The sequence below is a fragment of the uncultured Pigmentiphaga sp. genome (genome assembly GCF_937950555.1).
Classification (GTDB): Bacteria; Pseudomonadota; Gammaproteobacteria; order Burkholderiales; family Burkholderiaceae_B; genus Pigmentiphaga.
The window spans coordinates 43,765-63,473 of record NZ_CALFCW010000038.1 but is presented as its reverse complement, the minus strand read 5'-3'; the positions used below and the strand labels follow the sequence as shown (position 1 = coordinate 63,473).

The window sequence follows — 19,709 nt, the reverse complement described above, 5'->3', positions numbered from 1 at the left end:
ATGATCCCGTGCCGTTGCGCGAAGCGCTGCGCGCCGGCCTTGATCATGAAGGTTTCTTCGGTGCAGGTCAGTCCCGCCAGGTAAAACAGCACCGGCACCGGGCCGGGATCCGCATGCGTGGGCAGGAACACAGAGAAGCGCATCGGCAGGCCGATGACCGTGGACGCGTGGCGGTAGAAGCGTTGTTGCCCGCCGAAGCATTGGTGCTGGCTGATCAGTTCGAGCATGGGGAGTCCTTTTTTCGCCCCGGCCGGGCGGGGCGGCAAAGCGTGGCGTGCGCAGGGTGCTTGCGCATCCCGGCCCGGCAGGCTAACAGGAACTGGCGGACTGGGACAAGCGAGCCGCTACCCACCGGGATGCGCGCATGGATGCGTGTGCGCGCCGCAAATAACCCTAAAGTTATCCCGAGTTCTTGCCGTCAACCGCTCAAGAGTCGTTGTCGATCCAGAGAATCATGCGCAAGAACTTGCCCGTTACTTCAGTCGAGCGGTTTGTGGAGAAAAGCCGCCCGGTGGTGACGACCACCGACCTGAAAGGGCGCATCACCTATGCCAACCCCGCGTTCATCGAAGTCAGCGGCTTCTCGCGCGAGGAACTCATCGGCCAGCCGCACAACATCGTACGGCATCCCGACATGCCGCCCGAGGCCTTTGCCGACCTTTGGGCTACCGTCAAGCGGGGCCAGCCATGGCGCGGCTTGGTGAAGAACCGCTGCAAGGACGGCGCGTTCTACTGGGTGGAAGCGTACGTCACCCCGCTGCATGAGAACGGCAAGCACGTCGGCTACATGTCGGTCCGCAACGCGCCCGACCGCGAGGAAGTGGCGGCCGCCCAGGCGCTGTACGCAGACATCGCGGCGGGCCGGGCCAAGTTTCCGGCCACGCCCCGCCCCCGGTGGTGGCACCATCCTACCCCCTGGGGTGCCGGCGCGGCGGCGCTTTCGCTTGGCGCCGCGTTGGGAGGCTGGCTGGCGCCGCATTGGGGCTGGCTGCTCGGCCAGGCCGTCGTCGTGGCCGCTGCCGCGGCAGTTTGGCGGTTGCGCGTGTCCGAGCCGCTGCGTCGGGTCGACGAGACGCTGGCCGCGATCGGGCAAGGCATGTTGTCGCAGCGGGTCGAAGGGCGACACCAGTTCGATCTCGGCGGCCTGCCGATGCGCGTGGAGTCTACGCGCATTCACCTGCGCTCGACGTTGTGCGACGTGCTCCAGGTCGCGCGGGCGGTCGATTCCAACGCCGACCGGGTCGACGGCGAGATCGACGCGATCCGCAAGGTGGTCGAAGAGCAGCGCGACCGCCTCACCCGCATTGCCGCTGCGGTCGAGCAGATGAGCGTGGCCATACGCGAGGCGTCCCAGCACACTGGCACCGCGCTTTCGCTGTCGGAATCGGCGCTGCAGGAGGTCGACACCGCCGAGGCCAAGATCAGCGATTCGGTGCGCGGCACCCATTCAGTGGCCGAAGCAGTGGGGCGCACCAACGAACAGATCGGCTCGCTGCATGACCTCGTTTCCACGATCTCCGGCGTCACGCAGGCCATCAGCGAAATCGCCAACCAGACCCGGCTCTTGTCGCTCAACGCGGCCATCGAGGCTGCCCGCGCCGGTGAAAACGGCCGCGGCTTCGGCGTGGTGGCGGAAGAGGTGCGGACGTTGTCCGACCGCACGGCCGGCAGTACGGACGACATCGGCCACGCGCTCGAAGCCATCACGCGGTTCGCCACCGAAACTTCGTTGTCCATGCAGGAAGCGGTGGCCTCCGTGCAGTACAGTGGCGAGCAAATCCGCGAAAGCGCCGGGTTCTTCGAGCGCGTGCGCCGCTCATCCATGATGGTCGTCGAGCGCGCGCGCGACATTTCCGGCATGCTGCAGCAGCAATCCTCCGCGTCGAAGGAAGTGGCCGAGAGCATGGAGGGCATCGCCCAGGAGGTCGAACGCACGACCGTCTCGGTCGCCTCGCTGGCCCAAGCGACCGAGGCGCTCAAGGGCACCGTCAACCACATGCGCCAACTGTTGGTCCGCTACGAGAACTCGCTCTACCATTGACGCCCGGCGCACGCCGGAACCGGTATGCTTAGGGGCTTGTTCAGGCAAGCGGAGGAGTTGGCTTTGCTGCATGGTCGCATGCTGGCTGGTCACGGGGCAGATCGGCCCACCGGCATCACCGGAACCGGGTGGAAGAAAGGCATCCGGATCGCCCTCGGGGCGGTGCTATCTGTCGCGGCCTCGTGCAGCGCCATGGCCCAGGGCTTGCCTGCGGAACTGGCCGCGGCCTGGAAGGCCACGGGCTTGCCCGACAGCGCGCTTTCGGTCGTCGTGGAACGGGTGGACGGCACGCGGGTGGTGGCCGTCAATCCCGAGCAGCCGCGCAACCCCGCTTCGGTCATGAAGCTGGTGACGACCTTCGCCGCGCTCGACAGCCTGGGGCCGGCTTACGTCTGGCGCACCCAGCTCCTGGTGCATCCCGGCACGACCGTCTCGGCCGACGGCGAACTCTCGGGCCCGCTTTATCTGCGGGCCAGCGGTGATCCGCTTTTCAAGCTGGAAGATCTTTGGCGCCTGTTGCGGGAGCTGCGCCTGCGCGGCGTGCGCAGCATCCCCGAGCTGGTGGTGGACCGCTCGATATTCGGTTCGGTCGCCATCGATCCCGGCGCCTTCGACGGCGACTCGTCCCGTGCCTATAACGCGAGCCCCGACGCTTGGGTGGTCGGCTTTGGCGCAGTGCGCCTGTTGTTCATTCCTGACTCCCGCCTGCGGAGATGGCGCGTCACGATGGATCCGCCGCTGCCCGGCGTGGTCGTCGAGGGCGAGCTGAAATGGTCTGATGCTCCCTGTCCGGGGGCGCCGTCGGTGCGCACGGAGCCTTTCCTGACGTCGACCGGCGTTTCGCTCCGCCTGGCCGGAACGGTATCTGGCAGCTGCGGCGAATTCAGCGTTTATCGCCTGGCCTTGCCGCAGCCCCAGCATGCAGAGGGCGCCTTCCGCCGCCTATGGGAGGAAATGGGAGGCACAGTCCAAGGTCGGGTACGGCCCGGAGTCGTACCAGGCGATGCGGTCCTCTTCGTTACCCACGAATCGCCATCGCTGGCGGAAGTCGTGCGGGTCATCAACAAGTCCAGCAATAATGTCATGGCACGCCTGCTGCTCTTGGCGCTGGGCGCCAATTTCGAGCCGGGTCCAGCGACCGTGGCCAGTGGCGAACGAGCGGTGGGCAGGATCCTCGCCGCCAGGGGGCTACAGTTTCCCGAGCTGGTCGTGGACAACGGGTCCGGGCTGTCGCGCGACGCAAGAATTTCGGCCCAGAGCCTCGCGCGCCTGTTGGCCGCGGCGTGGCGTTCCCCTTTCATGCCGGAATTCGTGTCTTCGCTTGCCATCCCCGGTGTCGATGGCACCGTGCGACGTCGCCTGCGGGAGTCCCCGGCGGCGGGCATGGCGCACCTCAAGAGCGGGTCGCTGCGCGACGTGCGCGCCATGGCCGGCTACGTACTGGCCGCGAGCGGCCGACGCTATACGGTAGTCAGCCTCGTCAACGACGAAGGGGCGCAGCAAGCCAACGGTTTCCACGACAAGTTGATCGCTTGGCTGGCCGCCCAGTGATGCGGGTTGCAAGTGCCGGGTTGCAGGTGTTACCCGATGCTGCCCTGGCGGGTCCAGGGTTCCGGGAGACGGGAGCGACTGCTATCATCGGGTCGTCCAATCGAAAAACAATTTGGGAGCGCAAGCGATGAACACCAGCACTGCAGGCAAGGAAAAACTCATCTCGGACGTGAAAGTCGTGTTGAATGATGCGGAAGACCTGCTCAAGCAAGCCGCTTCCAGCACGGGCGATCGCGCGGTAGAGCTGCGCGAGCGGGCCCTGACCTCGCTCAAGCGCGCCCGCGAGAAATTGCTCGACGTCCAGGATTCCATGTTGGAGCGTAGCAAGGCCGCCGCCCGCGCCACGGACGATTTCGTGCACGACAACCCTTGGCGTGCCATCGGCATCGCCGCCGCGGTCGGCTTCCTGGCTGGCCTGCTGGTCAACAGCCGCCGCTGACGCACCGCGGTGTCGAAGTCTCCGCACCTCTTGAGCTCGCTGCGGGCGCTGGCCGCGACTTCCGTCGGCATCCTGCGCACGCGGCTCGAGCTCGTTGCCATCGAGCTGGCCGAGGAAAAGTCGCGCCTCATGGGCATGCTGTTGGTGGCGCTCGCGGCGCTGCTGTGCCTGGCGCTCGGACTGTTGATGTTTTCGTTCCTGATCGTTGCAGTGTTCTGGGATACCGAGTACCGGCACCTCGCCATTGCGCTCGTCGGGGCGGCCTACCTGTTGGTCGGGCTCGTCATGCTGTTCATGGTGCGACGGCAGGCATCCCATTCGCCCATCGCCTTTGAAGATACGCTGGCGGAACTCCAGCGCGATCGCGACATGCTGGCCTCCGTCGCGGATGCCGAGAGCCGGCGCGGAGAAGGTTCATGAAGCGGCGCGCTTCGGACATGCAGGCTCGCAAGGAGCTGTTGCTGGCCCGTTCCTCCATCGAGCGCATGGAGCTGGCCGCCCAGCTGCACCAGCTGCGCGAAGCCATCAAGCCAGGCAACGTGGTCAAGTCGGTGTGGCCGGGTTCGCCAGGCAAAGGCGGGGTCGACACCGCCATGCAGGTCTGGCGCCTCCTCCGGCGTTACCCCATCGTGTCTTCGGCAGCGCCCATGCTGCTCGCCCGGGTCCGGCCGCGGGGCATCTTCCGGGTGCTCAAGCTGGGTGGGTTCGCGGCCGCCGCCTATCAGGCCTACAAGTTCTGGCGGGCCATCAAGGAAGACGGCCAGGCGCGCCGCCGCGGCGCTGGCCCACGCTGACGGCCGGCATCCGCCCGGCCTGTCGTCACAGCCCCAATTGATCCCACAGGCCGTCCACGCGTTTCTTCACCGAGGCGTCCATCTCGATGGGGCGTCCCCATTCGCGGTCGGTTTCTCCCGGCCACTTGTTGGTGGCGTCTAATCCCATCTTGCCACCCAGCCCCGACACCGGCGAGGCGAAGTCCAGGTAGTCGATGGGCGTGCGATCGACCAGCAATGTGTCGCGCACGGGATCCATGCGCGTGGTAATGGCCCAGACGACGTCCTGCCAGTTGCGCACGTCGATGTCGTCGTCGACGACCACGATGAACTTGGTGTACATGAACTGGCGCAGCACGCTCCATATGCCAAACATGACGCGCTTGGCGTGACCGGCATATTGCTTGCGGATCGAAACAATGGCCAGGCGGTAGCTGCAGCCTTCGGGCGGCAGGTAGAAATCCACGATTTCGGGCAGCTGGCGTTGCAGCAGCGGCGTGAAGACTTCATTGAGCGCTACGCCCAGGACGGCCGGTTCATCGGGAGGCTTGCCGGTATAGGTCGAGTGGTAGATGGCGTCGCGGCGCATGGTGATGCGGTCTACCGTGAATACCGGGAACCAGTCCTGCTCGTTGTAATAGCCGGTGTGGTCTCCATACGGCCCTTCCAACGCCATCTCGTAGCCGTTGTCGGGCGGCGGCGGGACGCCGGGTGCCGGCTCCGGGGCCCGGGCCCGAGGGTCGGAAGACGGCAGCAAATGGCCTTCGAGCACGATCTCCGCGGAAGCGGGCACGGTCAGCGCGCTGCCCAAGCAGCGGGCCACCTCGGTGCGTGCGCCCCGGAGCAAGCCTGCGAATTGATATTCGGATAGCGCGTCGGGTACCGGCGTGACGGCGCCAAGCAGGGTGGCCGGGTCCGCGCCCAACGCCACGGCGACCGGGAAGGGGCGGCCGGGGTAGGCCAGGGCATGTTCCCGGAAATCCAGCGCTCCCCCGCGATGAGACAGCCAACGCATGATGAGCTTGTTGCGGGCGATGGGCTGTTGCCGGTAGATGCCGAGGTTTTGGCGCTTGCGGTTGGGCCCGCGCGTGACGACTAGGCCCCAGGACAACAGCGGCGCAACGTCTCCCGGCCAGCAGTGCTGGATGGGCAGCCGGGTTAGGTCGACGTCGTCTCCTTCCAGCACGATTTCCTGGCAAGGCGCCGAGCGGACTTCCCGGGGTGCCATGTCCCAGAGCGCCGACTTGAGCATGGAGACTTTGCCCAGCGCATCGCGCAGTCCACGCGGCGGTTCCGGTTCGCGCAAGCTGGCCAACAGCTCGCCCACCTCGCGCAGCGCGCCCACGTCATCCGCGCCCATGCCGAGCGCAACGCGGCGGGGCGTCCCGAATAGATTGGCGAGCACAGGCATCTCGGATTTGCCCCGTCCCGGTTGCATCACGTTCTCGAACAGCAGGGCCGGACCGCCGGCTCGCAGTACGCGGTCGCAGATCTCGGTGATCTCCAAGTGGGTGGAGACCGCGGCCTGGATGCGCTTGAGTTCGCCCTGGCGTTCGAGCTGTTGGAGGAAATCTCTGAGGTCGCGGTATTTCACGGGCAAGGAACCTGGATGGGATGGCCAGAACCGGCACTTTAACCCGCGCGCGGGCGGGTTGGGCGGATGGCCTAGCGCGAGCGGAGTGCCCCATGCAGCCTATGGCCGAGTCGTTGGGCGCGCCGATTTTACCTATCTTCCCAATGGCCTAGGATCTCAGAAGGGGAGTGTATGCTTACTTTTTTTGATCTGACCATATACGGTGGCTCAGGACTCGATAGAAAATGGCAATGACGCCGCTTTCCTGGGGCGTGCACCAAGATGGGGAATTATGCGGTTGACCTCCCCTTCGTCGGTTCCTACAATCCGGGCACTTTCAGCAAAACGCCCGGCATCGTCGCCCCAACCGCTCCCCGCAGAGCGGACCAGACCACCGGGTTGAAATCAACGGGCTGTCGGGCGCCCACCAAATTGGAGTTCTTCTTAGCAGCGCGCACGCGCGCTCCCTGCCCGAAACAGGCATGGTTTCCAGCTATCTCCGCGGTAGCGGCCATGCAAGTGTGCCGACCGTCTTCCTGACGGCGGTGCGATGGACAGCCTAGCAGGTCTTGGCGTGAACGTTCGGGTCGCATCCGTCCTGGGCGTGTATGGCCGAGGCCCGCCTATGCAAGGGAGGTAAGCATGCCCGACGCGCAGTCGCGTTCGTCGATGGACGAGGCCACTGCCCATCCGAAGGGTGGGTCATCCAGGTGGTCTGGCGTAGTAGCAGGTTATATCGTTTTAGCGGCGCTGATTGCTGCCGTCGTCATCCCGTCCGTGCCCGGGCTTCGTAGCACGGCCGCCGGAATCTATGCATCGTTGGTGGGGGCGGAGGCGTCCGCATCCGAAGAGGTTGCCCTCGCCGACCCCGATGCGGAGGATGCCTTGGGCTCTTCGAAGGCGCACGCCCATAGCCACACGGTGGCTTTCCTGGGTTCCATGGGCAACGGCCAGGTCACGCAGAAGTTGCCCGTCGTAAAAGTCTCGGCCGGGCAGAGCGAATCCCTGGGGCGCTATATCTCGCGCAAGTACCGCGTTTCCGCCGAGGCGACGCGCATGCTGATCTCAACGGCCTACGGCGTGGGCCACGAGATGGGGTTGGATCCCCTTCTGCTTTTGGCCATCATCGCGATTGAATCGGGCTTCAACCCCTTCGCCGAGAGCCACGTTGGCGCGCAAGGGTTGATGCAGGTCATGACGCGCGTGCACCGTGAGCGCTTCCAGCCGTTCGGCGGCGAGCAGGCGGCTTGGAACCCGGTGGCCAACATTCGCGTCGGCGCGTCCATCTTGAAGGAATACATCGATCGCAGCGGCTCGCTCACCGCGGGCCTGCGGATGTACGTGGGCGTCGGTCCGGACGGCTCGAGCCCCTACGGTGACAAGGTCCTGGCCGAACGCCGGCGCCTGGCTTCCGCGGCAGGCGTCCCGCCGGACCTGCCCGGCGTCGTGGCGCCCAAGGCACCTGCCAACCGCTCTGCCTCTTCTGCACCGTCCAACCCAGCCAATCCTTCCGAGGCCGTGTCCGTCAAGAAGCCCGAGCCGGGCTCCCCTGCCGTCATGTAAGCCGGGAGTCGCCTTTCCGCCCGGTGTATCCGGAAAGGCGACCGCGCGGCATGCCGTCCGTCCGGCCCTTCATCCTGCTACGCTTGCCGTCGGCCTGCTCGGTTCCCGGGCGAACCGAGCCCGAGGTGGCGAAGCTTGTCCGGGTTGCGCATCACGTAGATGGCCGAAATCTTGTCGCCATCTATTTCCAGCGCCGTCAGCTGCACGATCTCCCCAGCTTCGATCGTCACGAAGCCAGGCAGGCCGTCGAAGAAGGCATAACGGACCAGCTTCGACGGCGCGCGGGCGAATTCGGCGGCGAGTTGCGCGTGGCGCTCAAGCACCGCGTCGATCCCCGCCAAGGGGTGAAGCGAGGCGGGAACCTTTCCGCCGCCGTCAGCATGGGCTGTCACACCTTCGGCTAGAAGTGCGCGCAGGCGCTCCATGTCGCCGAAACGGGAGGCCGCGAAGAACGCCGCGGCAATTTCCTGGCCTTGTTCCCTGCTCACCGGGAAGCGCGGGCGCGCGGCCTGGATGTGGGTCCGGGCCCGGCTTGCCAGCTTCCGGCAGGTCGCCGGCTCCCGGTTGATGGTGCGCGCAACGGCATCGAAGTCCCACCCGAAGACATCGTGCAGTAGAAATGCGGCGCGTTCTAGCGGCGACAGCCGTTCCAGCGCGATCATCAGGGCGAACGTGATGTCGTCGCGGGTTTCCGGCTCGTCGGGGTCCGGCAAAGGCTCGGGCAGCCATGGGCCGGTATAGAGCTCCCTGCGGCGGCGGGCGGACTTGAGCTCGTTCAGGCACAGGCGCGTGACGACGGTATGGAGCAAAGCCGCCGGTTCGCGGACTTTGCTCCGATCGGTGGCCAGCCAGCGCAGGTATGCATTCTGCACCACGTCTTCGGCTTCCGCGACCGAACCCAGCATCCGGTATGCCAGCCGGATGAGCCGGGCCCGGAGGTGCGACAAGCCGGGGTCCGTCTGTGCCACGGTCATGCCGCGTGATCCGGTTCGGCATGGACGGCGCTCACTTCATAGAGCGCAGGCGACACGCCCTTGGCAAGGCTGGCGAAGCGCTTGAGCTGCTCCTGGGTGGCAGGGTGCTTCATGAAGTTTTCGAAGTGTTCCTGCGACTTCCATTGCGCGTAGTTCACCACCTTGCCGCCGTCCAGGCTGCGGTGGAGGCTGACCGACACGAACCCGGGCTGATGCCGGATGACGCGTTCGGTGGCTTCCGACAGTGCGCGGATCAGCTCCGCCTGTTTTTCCGGCTCGACGTCATAGACGTTGACGAGGGTGACGCATTTCGCGCGTGCATCGATGTTTGCGACGGGATGGTTTGCCATGGTCGTCTCCTGCAACATTGCCGTTCGGACTGACATGACAAGCGCGCACGCGAGAGTGTGACATCAACCCAGCATCTTGCTCATGCGTGCCACGGCTTCCTGCAGGCGCGCCAGATCGGTCGCGTATGAAAAGCGCAGATACGCGGCGGTTTCGGCAGACCCGAAATCCAGGCCCGGGACGGCGCATACGCCGGCTTCGTGCAAGAGACGTTGGGCGAAGCTGGCGCTGTCGGAGGCGTGCGCGCGTATGTCGCTATATATATAGAAAGCGCCGTCAGGCTTGACCGGGACGCACAGCCCCAAGCGCTCCAATTCCGGCAGCAGGTAGTCGCGGCGTTGGCGGAACGCTTCCTTGCGCGTCTCGAAAATGTCGAGTGATTCCGGGAGAAAACAGGCGAGCGCGGCATGTTGGGCCGGCGCCGACGCACAGATCACCAGGTTCTGGGCGAGCTTCTCGAAGGCGGGCACCAGTTGCTGGGGGACGACGAGCCACCCCAGGCGCCAGCCGGTCATGTGGAAGTACTTGGAGAAACTGTTGACGATGATCAGGTCGTCGCCCAAGGCGAGCGCCGAACGCCGGTCTCCTTCGTAGCTCAGGCCGAGATAGATTTCGTCGACGATGGTGAAGCCGTCGCGCCTGCGTACTTCCTCCACCAGCTCGGCAAGCGCATGCGGCGCGATGGAAGTGCCGGTCGGGTTGCTCGGCGACGCCACGATCACGCCCGCAGTGCGTGCCGTCCAGTGGCGCCGAATGTGGTCGGCCGAGAGTTGGAAGCGATCTTCGGGACCCGCCGGAATCAGTACGGGTTCGCCTCCGGCCGCCGTCACGATGTGGCGGTTTGCGGGGTAGGTCGGATCGGGCATCAGCACCTGGGCGCCCACGTCGACCAGCGCCGTGCAGGCAAGCATCAATGCGCCCGAGGCGCCGGCCGTGACGATGATGCGCGACGGGTCCACCCCGACCCCGAAGCGGGTGCGGTAGAAACCGGCGATCGCCTCGCGCAGGGGGGCAATGCCGACTGCTTCCGTGTACTGGGTCTTGCCTTCGCGGGTGGCGCGCTGCAGGGCTTCGACCACGGCGGGAATGGCGGTGAAATCCGGTTCCCCGATGCTCATCTGTACGATGTCTCGCCCTTCGGCCTGCAAGGCGGCCGCCTGTTTGACGACTTCCATGGCGTAGAAGGGGGCGATGTGGGCGATGCGGGGAGAAAGGCGAAGCATGATAGGGAAAACAAAGTTGACGGGCGGCGAGCGCTGCGGCGTTGCAGCGTTCCAACCTCCATATTAGTGCGGCTTTGCAAGGCCGCGGGACCCAGGCCCGGGCGTGCGCAAGCGCCCTAAGCCGCAAGCCCGCTACAATGCGGTCATGGTCCTGCTCGATCTGTTTACCGCTGCGCTGTTTCCGCCGGAGGCTCCCCGCGGAGCCGGAGGGGGCCGCGCCCGGGCTGGATCGGACGGGTTGCCGGATTTTCCGTCATGAAACCCGGCCGACGCGCTTTTTTCCTGCCGCGCATGCTCACCGATGCGCCTTGGCCCGCCTTTTGCCAACGCCTGGCCCGCATGGCGCGCGGGCAGGTGCTCGACGAGACGCCAACGCCGGGTGCGCCCGGGCGGGGGCGCCTGGTGGTCGGCCGCGAGGAAGACGTTTACCACGCCAGTGCACTGTGCAGGGAGTTCGGCGTGCTCCTCGTCCCATCCGGCGCGCGGGAAAGCGCCTTGCCGGCCGACCGTGCGTGGTTGCGGCTCGACGTGAGCAAGTTCGCCGCGATCGAGGCGGTCGACGAGCGCGCGGGCGTCGTGATCGTGCAGGCCGGGTGCCTCCTGGGGGAGCTGCGCTCGCGCCTTTCCGCCACGAGCTGGCGCTGGCACGCAGCAGGGGCGGATGACGAGTCCGTAGGTGCCTGGCTGGAGCGCACGCGTGGCTGGCTACCCGGGCGTTGCCGGGACTCTGGGCTTGATGCGGCGCTGGTCATGCTGGCCGACGGTTCGTTCGAGCAGCTGGGGCCCTTTGGCGTGGACTCGACCCGTCCCTTGCGCTCGGCGGCTGGCCGGCAGCTGGTTTCCGAGTTGTTCCAACTGGCCGCCGACCCGGTCGTGACAGCCATGCTGGAGGAGCCGGCCTGGCCGGCCGGCTATCGCATCGACGCGCTGGTCCCGAAACCAGGCCCGGGCGAGGCTGCCCCGGCGCCCAATCTTGCGCATTTGCTGCTCGGCAGCGAAGGGACGCTGGCCTGGGCGGCGCGGCTCAGGCTGCGGTTGCGCGATGCGGGCCTGCCGCCGCCCGCCCTGGCAGTACCCGAGCAGGACGATAAGCGTTCCGGGCGCGAAATGCCCTCCGACCGGATCGACGCCGTCGTCAAAACTACGTTCGACGTCGGGTGCGTTTTCCCCTCGTCGGTTGTCTAACCCCTGCGGGGGGCGGATAATCCGCTCCTCGCATAACTTTGTGTGACCCCCACCGGGGCGTTTCTTCCAATGGCTCAACCCCTCGATCCCAATCTGCGCAAGGCCGCCCTCGAATACCACGAGCAAGGCCGGCCGGGCAAGATCTCCATTGTTCCGACCAAGCAACTCGTCAACCAGCGCGACTTGGCGCTGGCTTATTCCCCGGGGGTGGCTGCGGCCTGCGAGGCCATTGTCGACGATCCGGCCGCGGCCTTCCGCTATACCGCGCGCGGCAACCTGGTGGGCGTGATTTCGAACGGCACGGCAGTGCTCGGCCTCGGCAACATAGGCGCCCTGGCCTCTAAGCCCGTGATGGAAGGCAAGGCCGTCCTGTTCAAGAAGTTCGCCGGCATCGATGTGTTCGACATCGAGGTCAACGAAACCGACCCCGACAAACTGGTCGACATCATCGCAGCGCTGGAGCCGACCTTCGGCGGCATCAACCTGGAAGACATCAAGGCGCCTGAGTGCTTCGAGGTCGAGCGCAAGGCCCGCGAGCGGATGAAGATCCCCGTGTTCCACGACGACCAGCACGGCACCGCGATCACCGTGGCTGCCGCGGTCATCAATGGCCTGGCCGTGGTGGGCAAGAAGATCGAAGAGGTCAAGCTCGTCAGCTCGGGCGCGGGTGCCGCGGCCCTGGCGTGCCTGAACCTGTTGGTGGACTTGGGGCTGCCCATCGAGAACATCTGGGTCACCGACATCGATGGCGTGGTGTGGAAAGGGCGGCCCACGCTGATGGATCCCGACAAGGAGCGTTTCGCCAAGGAAACCGACAAGCGCACGCTCGGCGAGGTGATCCAGGGCGCGGACGTGTTCCTCGGCTTGTCTGCCGGGGGCGTGCTCAAGCCGGAAATGGTCGCGGCGATGGCCAAGCGACCCCTCATCCTGGCGCTCGCCAATCCCACGCCGGAAGTGCTGCCGGAAGTGGTCAAATCGGTGCGCGACGATGCCGTGATCGCCACCGGCCGTTCGGATTATCCGAACCAGGTCAACAACGTGCTGTGCTTCCCGTACATTTTCCGGGGCGCGCTGGACGTGGGCGCCACCACCATCACGCGCGAAATGGAAATCGCGGCGGTGCACGCCATCGCCGAGCTGGCGCGGCAAGAGCAAAGCGAGATCGTCGCTGCCGCGTACGACGTCAATGGTTTGTCGTTCGGCCCCGAGTACCTCATCCCCAAGCCGTTCGATCCGCGCCTGATCGTGCGCATCGCTCCTGCCGTGGCGCGCGCCGCGATGGATTCCGGCGTCGCCACCCGGCCTATCGCCGACATGGACGCCTATGTCGAGCAGCTCCAGCAGTTCGTTTACCACTCCGGCGCGTTCATGCGTCCGCTGTACGGTGCGGCGCGCCGCACTGTGCGCGAAGGCGGGAAAGCCCGCATCGTGTACACCGAAGGCGAGGATGAGCGCGTCCTGCGGGCGGTGCAGGCCGTGGTGGACGACGGCCTGGCCAAGCCCATCCTGGTGGGGCGTCCGGCAGTGCTCGCCAAGCGCATCGAGAAACTTGGCCTGCGCCTGCGCCTGGGGCATGACGTGGAAGTCACCAACACCGAGTTCGACGAGCGCCATCGCCACTATTCCCAGGCCTACTGGGAGATGACCAAGCGCAAAGGCATCACCAAGGAATATGCGAAGATCGAGATGCGTCGCCGCCTGACGCTGATTGGCGCCATGATGGTCCACCAGGGCGACGCCGACGGCATGATTTGCGGCACGGTGGGGCCTTACACCAACCACCTCAAGTTCATCGACGAAGTCATTGGACGCAAGCCGGAGGCGAAAGTCTACGCGGCGATGAACTTCCTCGTGCTGCCCCAGCGCACGGTAGTGCTGGTGGATACGCACGTGAACGAGAATCCCACCGCCGACCAGGTCGCCGAGATCACCATCATGGCGGCGGAGGAAATGAAGCGCCTGGGCGTCGAGCCCAAGGCCGCGCTGCTGTCGCACTCGAATTTCGGCTCCAGCGACTCGGCGTCGGCGGTCAAGATGCGCGAAGCGCTCGCCTTGATCCAGGAACGCGCGCCGTGGCTGGAAGTCGACGGCGAGATGCACGGCGACAGCGCCATCAACGAGGCGATCCGCAACCGGATCATGCCCGACAGCACGCTCAAGGGCGAGGCCAATCTGCTGGTGTGCCCCACCATCGAATCGGCCAACATCGCCTACAACCTACTCAAGACAGCGGCTGGCAACAACGTCGCCATCGGCCCCATCCTGCTCGGCTGCAAGGCCCCGGTCCATATCCTGACCGCGAGCTCGACGGTGCGGCGCATCATCAACATGACCGCACTGACGGTCATGGATGCGAACGCCTCGCGTCTGGATGGCAGCGGAATCCGGTAAACACGGCCAGGGGGGCGCACGGGCGCCCTCGGTGCCGGCGCTGCGGCCGGCTTGCACGGGCCTGGTACTGTCCGGAGGCGGCGCACGCGCCGCCTACCAGGTGGGCGTGCTCAAGGCCCTCGTCCGCATCCTGGGCGAACGCCCCGGCAGCCTGCGGGCCAACCCATTCCACATCCTCTGCGGCACGTCCGCCGGCGCCATCAATGCCGCCGTGCTGGCATGCGGCGCGCATCACCTACCCCAGACGGTAGACCGCATGCTGGAGGTGTGGGGAAATTTCCACGCCGGCCAGGTCTATCGGACGGATGTGCTCAAGACACCCCGCTTCGCCAGCAATTGGCTCTCCATGCTGGCGTTCGCCATGACGCTGGCGCGCGTGGGGCGGCGCAAGCAGCCCTCCTTGCTGGATAACCAGCCGCTCAGCGATCTGCTGCAGGAAGTGCTGGACTTCGACCGGCTGGGCGCGAACTTGGCGGACGGCGTGCTGCAGGCGCTGGCCATAGGTGCCACCGGCTATACCTCGGGCCAGCACATCACTTTCTATCAATCCGCCTACGAGATCGAGCCCTGGAGCCGTTCGCTGAGGACCGCCGTGCGCGCGGACATCGGCATCGAGCACCTGCTCGCCTCGAGCGCCATTCCATTCGTTTTTCCCGCCCGCCGGCTGCTGGTGCATGGCGAGCCGGAGTGGTGCGGTGACGGCTCCATGCGGCAACTTGCACCGATCAGCCCCGCGATCCACCTTGGCGCGCGCAGGGTGCTGATCATCAGTGGCGGCCATTCCGAGGTCGACCCGCATCGCCGGACGAGCTCGGCAACATATCCCAGCCTGGCGCAGATTGGCGGCCACGCGTTGTCGAACATTTTCCTCGACAGCCTGGATTCCGACATCGAGGGGATAGAACGCGTCAACCACCTGCTGTCGCGGCTGCCGCCCGAAGAACGTTGGAAGGGACCGCTCCGCCCCATCAGGGTGCTGACGATCTCGCCCAGCCGGCCCCTGGACGAAATCGCCGCCCGCCACCAAGACAGCCTGCCACCGGCCATGCGCTCGCTGCTGCGCGGCATGGGCGTTTCTGCGGTGCCGGGCGAGTTGAGCGGGGCGACGCTGGCGTCCTACCTCTTGTTCGAGTCGGACTACACCCGCGAGTTGATCGACCTGGGGTTTGGCGATACGCTCGTGCGCAGTTCGGAGGTTCTGGCTTTCTTCCGCACTGACGAGGAATAGCGATGTCTAGCAGGAGCAGTTTCCGGCCGGCGCGCGCCTTGCCCGCCGTCGGCCGCATCATGGCGTGGCTGGCAGCGGGCTTGCTGGCCTTGGTCCTAGGGGCGGCCGGCTGGGCCGCGAAAGCGCCCGACACCATCTCAGTGCGAGACCTGCCTCCGGAAGCGCGGGAGGTGCTGGCGAAGATCCGGGCCGGCCACCGGTTCACGCATCCGCGTGACGGGGTGACGTTTTATAACCGTGAGCGGCTTTTGCCCTTGCGGCCTCGTGGGTACTATACCGAGTACACCGTGCCCACCCCGGGCGCCCGCAACCGAGGCGCCAGGCGTATCGTTGCCGGCAAGGGCGATACCGGCGACCCGGCCACCAGCGGCGAATATTGGTATACGTCTGATCACTACGCGTCGTTCCGGCGCATACGGGAGTGATCCATGTCGTTGAACTCGAGAAAGCTGAGCGAGTGCCTCAAGACTGGCGGAGCCTTGTATGACCAGGGGGTCGACGCGCGGATGCTCAAGCGCGCCGCGCAAGAGTCGAACCTGGCGCTGTTTGAAGTCGACTGTTCGCGCGCCAAGAGCAAATCCGCTGTGCTGCGCGCGATCGCCAATACGGTGGATTTTCCAGAACATTTCGGCGGCAACCTCGACGCCCTCTACGATTGCCTGTGCGACACCGTGCTCGACCAGGAGGTCGGCATGGTGCTGGCGCTGCGCCACGTGCGCCAGGATGATCCGGGCCTGGCCGAGCATGCGGCCGCCATCGCCCAGGTGGGCGAAGACGTCGTCGAGTTCGCGCGCGAGAACGGCAAGACGTTTGCCTTTATCCTCGAACGCGCCGATAGCGCCGCCGAGCCCGTGGGCCCGTCTTCCGCCGGCTGAAGCCGGCATTTAGCCAAAGGAGTGATCGATGAAGCACCGTGTGGGGTTCGTGTTATTGGCGTCGTTCCTGGTCAGCGCCCCGGCGTTCGCGGATCTGTCCATTTCCATGTCGGCCGTCGATGCGCAGGGCACGGGGCGCAGCCTCGGCACCGTGACGGTCAAGGAGACCCCGTACGGGCTGGTCTTTACGCCGGCGCTCTCGGGCTTGGCTCCCGGCATGCACGGTTTCCACGTGCATACCAATCCCAGCTGCGACCCGGGGCAGCAGGACGGCAAGCCGGTGGCCGCGCTCGCGGCTGGTGGGCATCTCGATCCCAAGAAAACCGGCAAGCACGGCGCGCCTTGGGACGACGAAGCGCACCTGGGCGATTTGCCGGCCCTGTACGTGGATGCCGAAGGCAAGGCCAGCTATCCCGTCCTCGCCCCTCGGCTGAAGTCGCTGTCAGACCTAAAGGGGCGTTCGCTCATGATCCACCAGGGCGGCGACAATCACTCCGACCATCCCGCCCCGCTCGGCGGAGGCGGCGCGCGCACCGCATGCGGGGTAATCTGAAGGGCGGGAGGTCGTGGCATGGGCCTGGCGCTGCCGCACCTTGGCGTTGCGTCAGACCCACCCCAGCTTGGCGCTGAGCGCGGAAATCAGTGCAGTGCCCGCGGTTTCGGTGCGCAGAATGCGGTCCCCGAAGCGGACCATGCACACGCCGTGCTCGCGCGCGAGGGCGTATTCTTCGTTGGACCAACCACCCTCCGGGCCGACCAGCAGCTCGATCGTGGTCGGGGGCGTGCCTACCCCGGCCGCCCATTCGGTCAGGCGCAATTCGGCGTCAGGGTCGCATAGCAATCGAACGGTGCCGTCTTCCACCGGGCGTTCCAGCCACTGCTGGGGCGTGATCGGGGCGCCGACGTCGGCGATGCGGTTGCGGCCGCATTGTTCGCTTGCCGCAATGGCCACGCGGCGCCAGTGCTGCACGCGTTTCTCCAGGCGCTCCCCGGAAAGGCGCAACACGCTGCGCGCGGCCGCCAGCGGTTGGATCGCCGCGGCACCGACTTCGACCGCTTTTTCCACCACCCAGTCCATTTTGTCGCCCGAAGGCAAGGCCTGCGCCAGGATGACCCGGCCCGGCAGCTCGGCTTCGCGCGGATCGTAGGCGCCCAGCTGGGCGTAGGCCTGTTTGCCTTGGATCTCCAGCCGGGCCGAATATTGGCCGCCCCGGCCGTCGAAGAGCACGACCTCGTCGCCCTCGCGCAGCCGGAGCACGCGCAGGGCATGGTGGGCGACGGAATCGGGCAGGGCCAGGCGCGCGCCGGGCTGCAACGAAAGATCGACGTGAAAACGGGGGAGAGGCATGGATACGTGTTCGATGTAACTTTTGACAAGCGCCACGCCCCGGGAAAAGGCGGGGGGCGTAGACGAATGTTAAACTCGAAAGCTTTGTAGCAGCGGGCTTTTCGGCCCAGAAAGAGTGTCTCATGAGCAATCAAGCCGCCCCCCAACTGAACATGGCGGACGCCATCCGCGCGCTGTCCATGGATGCTGTCCAGAAGGCCAATTCCGGTCACCCCGGCGCGCCGATGGGCATGGCTGAAATCGCTTTGGCGCTCTGGCATGGGCACCTGCGCCACAACCCCTCCAACCCGGCCTGGCCTGATCGCGACCGCTTCGTGTTGTCGAACGGCCACGGTTCGATGCTGATTTATTCGCTACTCCACCTCACCGGCTACGACCTGCCCATGGATGAGCTGCGCAACTTCCGCCAGCTGCATTCCAAGACGCCAGGCCATCCGGAAGTGGGCATCACGCCGGGGGTGGAAACCACCACCGGGCCGCTCGGGCAGGGCATCTCCAACGCCGTCGGCATGGCGCTCGCCGAAGCGCTGCTGGCCGCCGAGTTCAACCGCCCCGGATTGCCCATCGTCGATCACTTCACGTATGCCTTCGTCGGCGACGGCTGCCTGATGGAAGGCATCTCGCACGAGGTTGCTTCGCTGGCCGGCACGCTCAAGCTCTCCAAGCTCATCGTGCTGTATGACTCGAACGGCATTTCCATCGACGGCGAGGTCAAGTATTGGTTCGCCGACGACACCGCCAAGCGTTTCGAAGCCTACGGCTGGAACGTGATCCGCAATGTCGACGGCCACGACGCCGGGGCCGTCGATGCCGCGATCGCGCAGGCGAAAGCGCAAGCCGGCAAGGGCGGTGGGCCGACCTTGATCGAATGCCGCACCGTGATCGGCAAGGGTGCGCCGACCATGGCCGGGACCGACAAGGTCCACGGGTCGCCGCTGGGCGACAAGGAAATCGCCGCCACCCGTGCCGCCATCGGCTGGGCGCACGAGCCGTTCGAGGTCCCGCCCGAGGTGTACGCGTTCTGGGACGCCAAGGCCAAGGGCGCGAAACTCGAGGGCGAGTGGAATACGTTGTTCGACCAATACGCGGCGCAGTATCCACAAGAGGCGGCCGAGTTCCGGCGCCGCATGCGCGGCGAATTGCCGGCCGATTTCGCCGAGCGGTTCGCTGAGTTCGTGGCCGAGACCAACCGCAAGCAGGAAACCGTGGCCACGCGCAAGGCCTCGCAGTTCTGCATCGCTGCGCTGGCCGACATGTTGCCCGAGCTGCTGGGCGGATCGGCAGACCTGACCGGTTCCAATTACACCGACTGGAAGGGTGTCCAGGCAGTGCGCGCGGGCGCCGACGGCATCCAGTTCGGCCGCCACATCAACTATGGCGTGCGTGAGTTCGGCATGGCCGCGATCATGAACGGCGTGGCGCTCCACGGCGGCTATTTGCCCTACGGTGGCACCTTCCTCACGTTCTCCGACTACTCCCGCAATGCGCTGCGCATGGCGGCGCTGATGAAGCAACGCGTGGTGCATGTCTTCACGCACGACTCCATCGGCCTGGGCGAAGACGGCCCGACCCACCAATCCATCGAGCACGCGGCGAGCCTGCGCCTCATCCCTAACCTGGAAGTCTGGCGTCCGTGCGATACCACCGAGACCGCGGTCGCCTGGGGCGCGGCGGTGAGCCGCCCCGCCAGCGTCGGCATGGACGTGAAGGCCGGTGGCCCGACGGCGCTGCTGCTGTCGCGCCAGAACCTGCCTTTCGTCGAGCGCGACCAAGCCACCATCGCGGATATCGCACGCGGCGGCTATGTACTGCGCGATGCGCTGAACCCGCGCGCGGTCATCATCGCCACGGGCTCGGAGGTGGCGCTGGCGCTGGCGGCGCAGGAGTTGTTGGCCAAGGAAGAAATCTTCGTGCGGGTGGTTTCCATGCCCTGCACCCAGGTATTCGACCGGCAGGACGAAGCATGGCGCCAGCACGTGCTGCCGCGCAACCTGCCGCGCGTTGCGGTCGAGGCGGGCGTGACCGACTATTGGCGCAAGTACGTGGGCCTGGACGGCGAAGTCATCGGCATAGACACCTATGGCGAATCCGCGCCGGCCGGGGTGTTGTTCAAGCATTTCGGATTCACCGCCGAACGGGTCGCAGACGCCGTCCGGAAGCTGGTGGGCTAGTGGGGCATCCACCAACGTCGTCACAG

Annotated in this window: 19 protein-coding genes; 13 read left to right on the top strand and 6 right to left on the bottom strand. The window is 66.2% G+C overall.

Annotation, left to right across the window (positions count from 1 at the left end; genetic code table 11):
- Positions 1–227: alpha/beta hydrolase-fold protein (locus Q0319_RS10760; RefSeq protein ID WP_299452384.1), on the bottom strand; the 227-nt coding region annotated here is incomplete at its 3' end.
- Positions 228–454: 227 nt separating this feature from the next.
- Between Q0319_RS10760 and Q0319_RS10755 the strand changes: the two genes are divergently transcribed.
- The 5 genes from Q0319_RS10755 (at position 455) to Q0319_RS10735 (ending at position 4,825) form a co-directional block, all read left to right on the top strand.
- Entirely contained in the window at positions 455–2,041 is a 1,587-nt protein-coding gene (locus Q0319_RS10755; protein WP_296466389.1) for a methyl-accepting chemotaxis protein, read from the top strand.
- 192 nt (positions 2,042–2,233) lie between these two features.
- Positions 2,234–3,592 (top strand): D-alanyl-D-alanine carboxypeptidase/D-alanyl-D-alanine-endopeptidase, encoded by a 1,359-nt coding sequence (gene dacB, locus Q0319_RS10750; protein WP_296466399.1) that lies wholly within the window; start codon positions 2,234–2,236, stop codon positions 3,590–3,592.
- A gap of 127 nt (positions 3,593–3,719) precedes the next feature.
- On the top strand, positions 3,720–4,031 hold the full coding sequence (locus tag Q0319_RS10745; protein ID WP_296466392.1) for a DUF883 family protein: 312 nt from the start codon (positions 3,720–3,722) through the stop codon (positions 4,029–4,031).
- Positions 4,032–4,040: 9 nt separating this feature from the next.
- Entirely contained in the window at positions 4,041–4,451 is a 411-nt protein-coding gene (locus Q0319_RS10740) for a phage holin family protein (RefSeq protein WP_296466395.1), read from the top strand.
- Positions 4,448–4,825, top strand: a complete 378-nt coding sequence (locus Q0319_RS10735) for a hypothetical protein (RefSeq protein WP_299452379.1) — start codon at positions 4,448–4,450, stop codon at positions 4,823–4,825. The genes Q0319_RS10740 and Q0319_RS10735 overlap by 4 nt, the downstream gene beginning before the upstream one ends.
- A gap of 25 nt (positions 4,826–4,850) precedes the next feature.
- On the opposite strand, the gene Q0319_RS10730 is transcribed toward Q0319_RS10735, so the two are convergent.
- Positions 4,851–6,398 carry a UbiD family decarboxylase gene (locus Q0319_RS10730; RefSeq protein WP_296465947.1) on the bottom strand — a complete coding sequence of 516 codons (1,548 nt, stop codon included), beginning with the start codon at positions 6,396–6,398 and terminating at the stop codon, positions 4,851–4,853.
- A 621-nt stretch (positions 6,399–7,019) separates the two neighbouring features.
- Between Q0319_RS10730 and Q0319_RS10725 the strand changes: the two genes are divergently transcribed.
- Entirely contained in the window at positions 7,020–7,940 is a 921-nt protein-coding gene (locus Q0319_RS10725) for a lytic transglycosylase domain-containing protein (RefSeq protein WP_296465944.1), read from the top strand.
- A gap of 77 nt (positions 7,941–8,017) precedes the next feature.
- On the opposite strand, the gene Q0319_RS10720 is transcribed toward Q0319_RS10725, so the two are convergent.
- The 3 genes from Q0319_RS10720 to Q0319_RS10710 all read right to left on the bottom strand — a co-directional run bounded on the left by Q0319_RS10720 (position 8,018) and on the right by Q0319_RS10710 (position 10,485).
- Positions 8,018–8,914 carry a sigma-70 family RNA polymerase sigma factor gene (locus Q0319_RS10720; protein ID WP_296465941.1) on the bottom strand — a complete coding sequence of 299 codons (897 nt, stop codon included), beginning with the start codon at positions 8,912–8,914 and terminating at the stop codon, positions 8,018–8,020.
- Positions 8,911–9,264 carry an antibiotic biosynthesis monooxygenase family protein gene (locus Q0319_RS10715; RefSeq protein WP_299452374.1) on the bottom strand — a complete coding sequence of 118 codons (354 nt, stop codon included), beginning with the start codon at positions 9,262–9,264 and terminating at the stop codon, positions 8,911–8,913. Before Q0319_RS10715 ends, Q0319_RS10720 begins: the two co-directional genes overlap by 4 nt.
- A 63-nt stretch (positions 9,265–9,327) precedes the next feature.
- On the bottom strand, positions 9,328–10,485 hold the full coding sequence (locus Q0319_RS10710) for a pyridoxal phosphate-dependent aminotransferase (RefSeq protein ID WP_296465936.1): 1,158 nt from the start codon (positions 10,483–10,485) through the stop codon (positions 9,328–9,330).
- Between the two features lie 255 nt (positions 10,486–10,740).
- Between Q0319_RS10710 and Q0319_RS10705 the strand changes: the two genes are divergently transcribed.
- The 6 genes from Q0319_RS10705 to sodC all read left to right on the top strand — a co-directional run bounded on the left by Q0319_RS10705 (position 10,741) and on the right by sodC (position 16,717).
- Positions 10,741–11,670, top strand: a complete 930-nt coding sequence (locus Q0319_RS10705) for an FAD-binding protein (protein ID WP_296465934.1) — start codon at positions 10,741–10,743, stop codon at positions 11,668–11,670.
- A gap of 69 nt (positions 11,671–11,739) precedes the next feature.
- Positions 11,740–14,061 carry an NADP-dependent malic enzyme gene (locus Q0319_RS10700; RefSeq protein WP_299452371.1) on the top strand — a complete coding sequence of 774 codons (2,322 nt, stop codon included), beginning with the start codon at positions 11,740–11,742 and terminating at the stop codon, positions 14,059–14,061.
- Positions 14,042–15,289 carry a patatin-like phospholipase family protein gene (locus Q0319_RS10695; protein ID WP_299452369.1) on the top strand — a complete coding sequence of 416 codons (1,248 nt, stop codon included), beginning with the start codon at positions 14,042–14,044 and terminating at the stop codon, positions 15,287–15,289. Before Q0319_RS10700 ends, Q0319_RS10695 begins: the two co-directional genes overlap by 20 nt.
- Positions 15,290–15,291: 2 nt before the next feature.
- Positions 15,292–15,714 carry a ribonuclease domain-containing protein gene (locus Q0319_RS10690; protein ID WP_299452367.1) on the top strand — a complete coding sequence of 141 codons (423 nt, stop codon included), beginning with the start codon at positions 15,292–15,294 and terminating at the stop codon, positions 15,712–15,714.
- A 3-nt stretch (positions 15,715–15,717) separates the two neighbouring features.
- The gene (locus tag Q0319_RS10685) at positions 15,718–16,164 is read left to right on the top strand and encodes a barstar family protein (protein WP_296465922.1); all 447 of its coding nucleotides are present in this window, start codon (positions 15,718–15,720) and stop codon (positions 16,162–16,164) included.
- 28 nt (positions 16,165–16,192) lie between these two features.
- Entirely contained in the window at positions 16,193–16,717 is a 525-nt protein-coding gene (sodC, locus tag Q0319_RS10680) for a superoxide dismutase [Cu-Zn] SodC (RefSeq protein ID WP_296465919.1), read from the top strand.
- Between the two features lie 51 nt (positions 16,718–16,768).
- On the opposite strand, the gene Q0319_RS10675 is transcribed toward sodC, so the two are convergent.
- Positions 16,769–17,512: a 16S rRNA (uracil(1498)-N(3))-methyltransferase gene (locus Q0319_RS10675; RefSeq protein ID WP_299452365.1), complete on the bottom strand. Its 744-nt coding sequence runs from the start codon at positions 17,510–17,512 to the stop codon at positions 16,769–16,771.
- A 122-nt stretch (positions 17,513–17,634) separates the two neighbouring features.
- Between Q0319_RS10675 and tkt the strand changes: the two genes are divergently transcribed.
- The gene (gene tkt, locus Q0319_RS10670; protein ID WP_296465913.1) at positions 17,635–19,683 is read left to right on the top strand and encodes a transketolase; all 2,049 of its coding nucleotides are present in this window, start codon (positions 17,635–17,637) and stop codon (positions 19,681–19,683) included.
- Positions 19,684–19,709: the final 26 nt, after the last annotated feature.

Excerpts from the sequence above, each read along its gene's own strand:
- Q0319_RS10700 (WP_299452371.1), top strand. The coding sequence starts at position 11,740 with ATGGCTCAACCCCTCGATCCCAATCTGCGCAAGGCCGCCCTCGAATAC.
- Q0319_RS10690 (WP_299452367.1), top strand. The coding sequence starts at position 15,292 with ATGTCTAGCAGGAGCAGTTTCCGGCCGGCGCGCGCCTTGCCCGCCGTC.
- dacB (WP_296466399.1), top strand. The coding sequence starts at position 2,234 with ATGGCCCAGGGCTTGCCTGCGGAACTGGCCGCGGCCTGGAAGGCCACG.
- tkt (WP_296465913.1), top strand. The coding sequence starts at position 17,635 with ATGAGCAATCAAGCCGCCCCCCAACTGAACATGGCGGACGCCATCCGC.
- Q0319_RS10675 (WP_299452365.1), bottom strand. The coding sequence starts at position 17,512 with ATGCCTCTCCCCCGTTTTCACGTCGATCTTTCGTTGCAGCCCGGCGCG.
- Q0319_RS10710 (WP_296465936.1), bottom strand. The coding sequence starts at position 10,485 with ATGCTTCGCCTTTCTCCCCGCATCGCCCACATCGCCCCCTTCTACGCC.
- Q0319_RS10735 (WP_299452379.1), top strand. The coding sequence starts at position 4,448 with ATGAAGCGGCGCGCTTCGGACATGCAGGCTCGCAAGGAGCTGTTGCTG.
- Q0319_RS10715 (WP_299452374.1), bottom strand. The coding sequence starts at position 9,264 with ATGGCAAACCATCCCGTCGCAAACATCGATGCACGCGCGAAATGCGTC.
- Q0319_RS10720 (WP_296465941.1), bottom strand. The coding sequence starts at position 8,914 with ATGACCGTGGCACAGACGGACCCCGGCTTGTCGCACCTCCGGGCCCGG.
- Q0319_RS10695 (WP_299452369.1), top strand. The coding sequence starts at position 14,042 with ATGGCAGCGGAATCCGGTAAACACGGCCAGGGGGGCGCACGGGCGCCC.
- sodC (WP_296465919.1), top strand. The coding sequence starts at position 16,193 with ATGAAGCACCGTGTGGGGTTCGTGTTATTGGCGTCGTTCCTGGTCAGC.
- Q0319_RS10755 (WP_296466389.1), top strand. The coding sequence starts at position 455 with ATGCGCAAGAACTTGCCCGTTACTTCAGTCGAGCGGTTTGTGGAGAAA.
- Q0319_RS10745 (WP_296466392.1), top strand. The coding sequence starts at position 3,720 with ATGAACACCAGCACTGCAGGCAAGGAAAAACTCATCTCGGACGTGAAA.
- Q0319_RS10685 (WP_296465922.1), top strand. The coding sequence starts at position 15,718 with ATGTCGTTGAACTCGAGAAAGCTGAGCGAGTGCCTCAAGACTGGCGGA.
- Q0319_RS10705 (WP_296465934.1), top strand. The coding sequence starts at position 10,741 with ATGAAACCCGGCCGACGCGCTTTTTTCCTGCCGCGCATGCTCACCGAT.
- Q0319_RS10725 (WP_296465944.1), top strand. The coding sequence starts at position 7,020 with ATGCCCGACGCGCAGTCGCGTTCGTCGATGGACGAGGCCACTGCCCAT.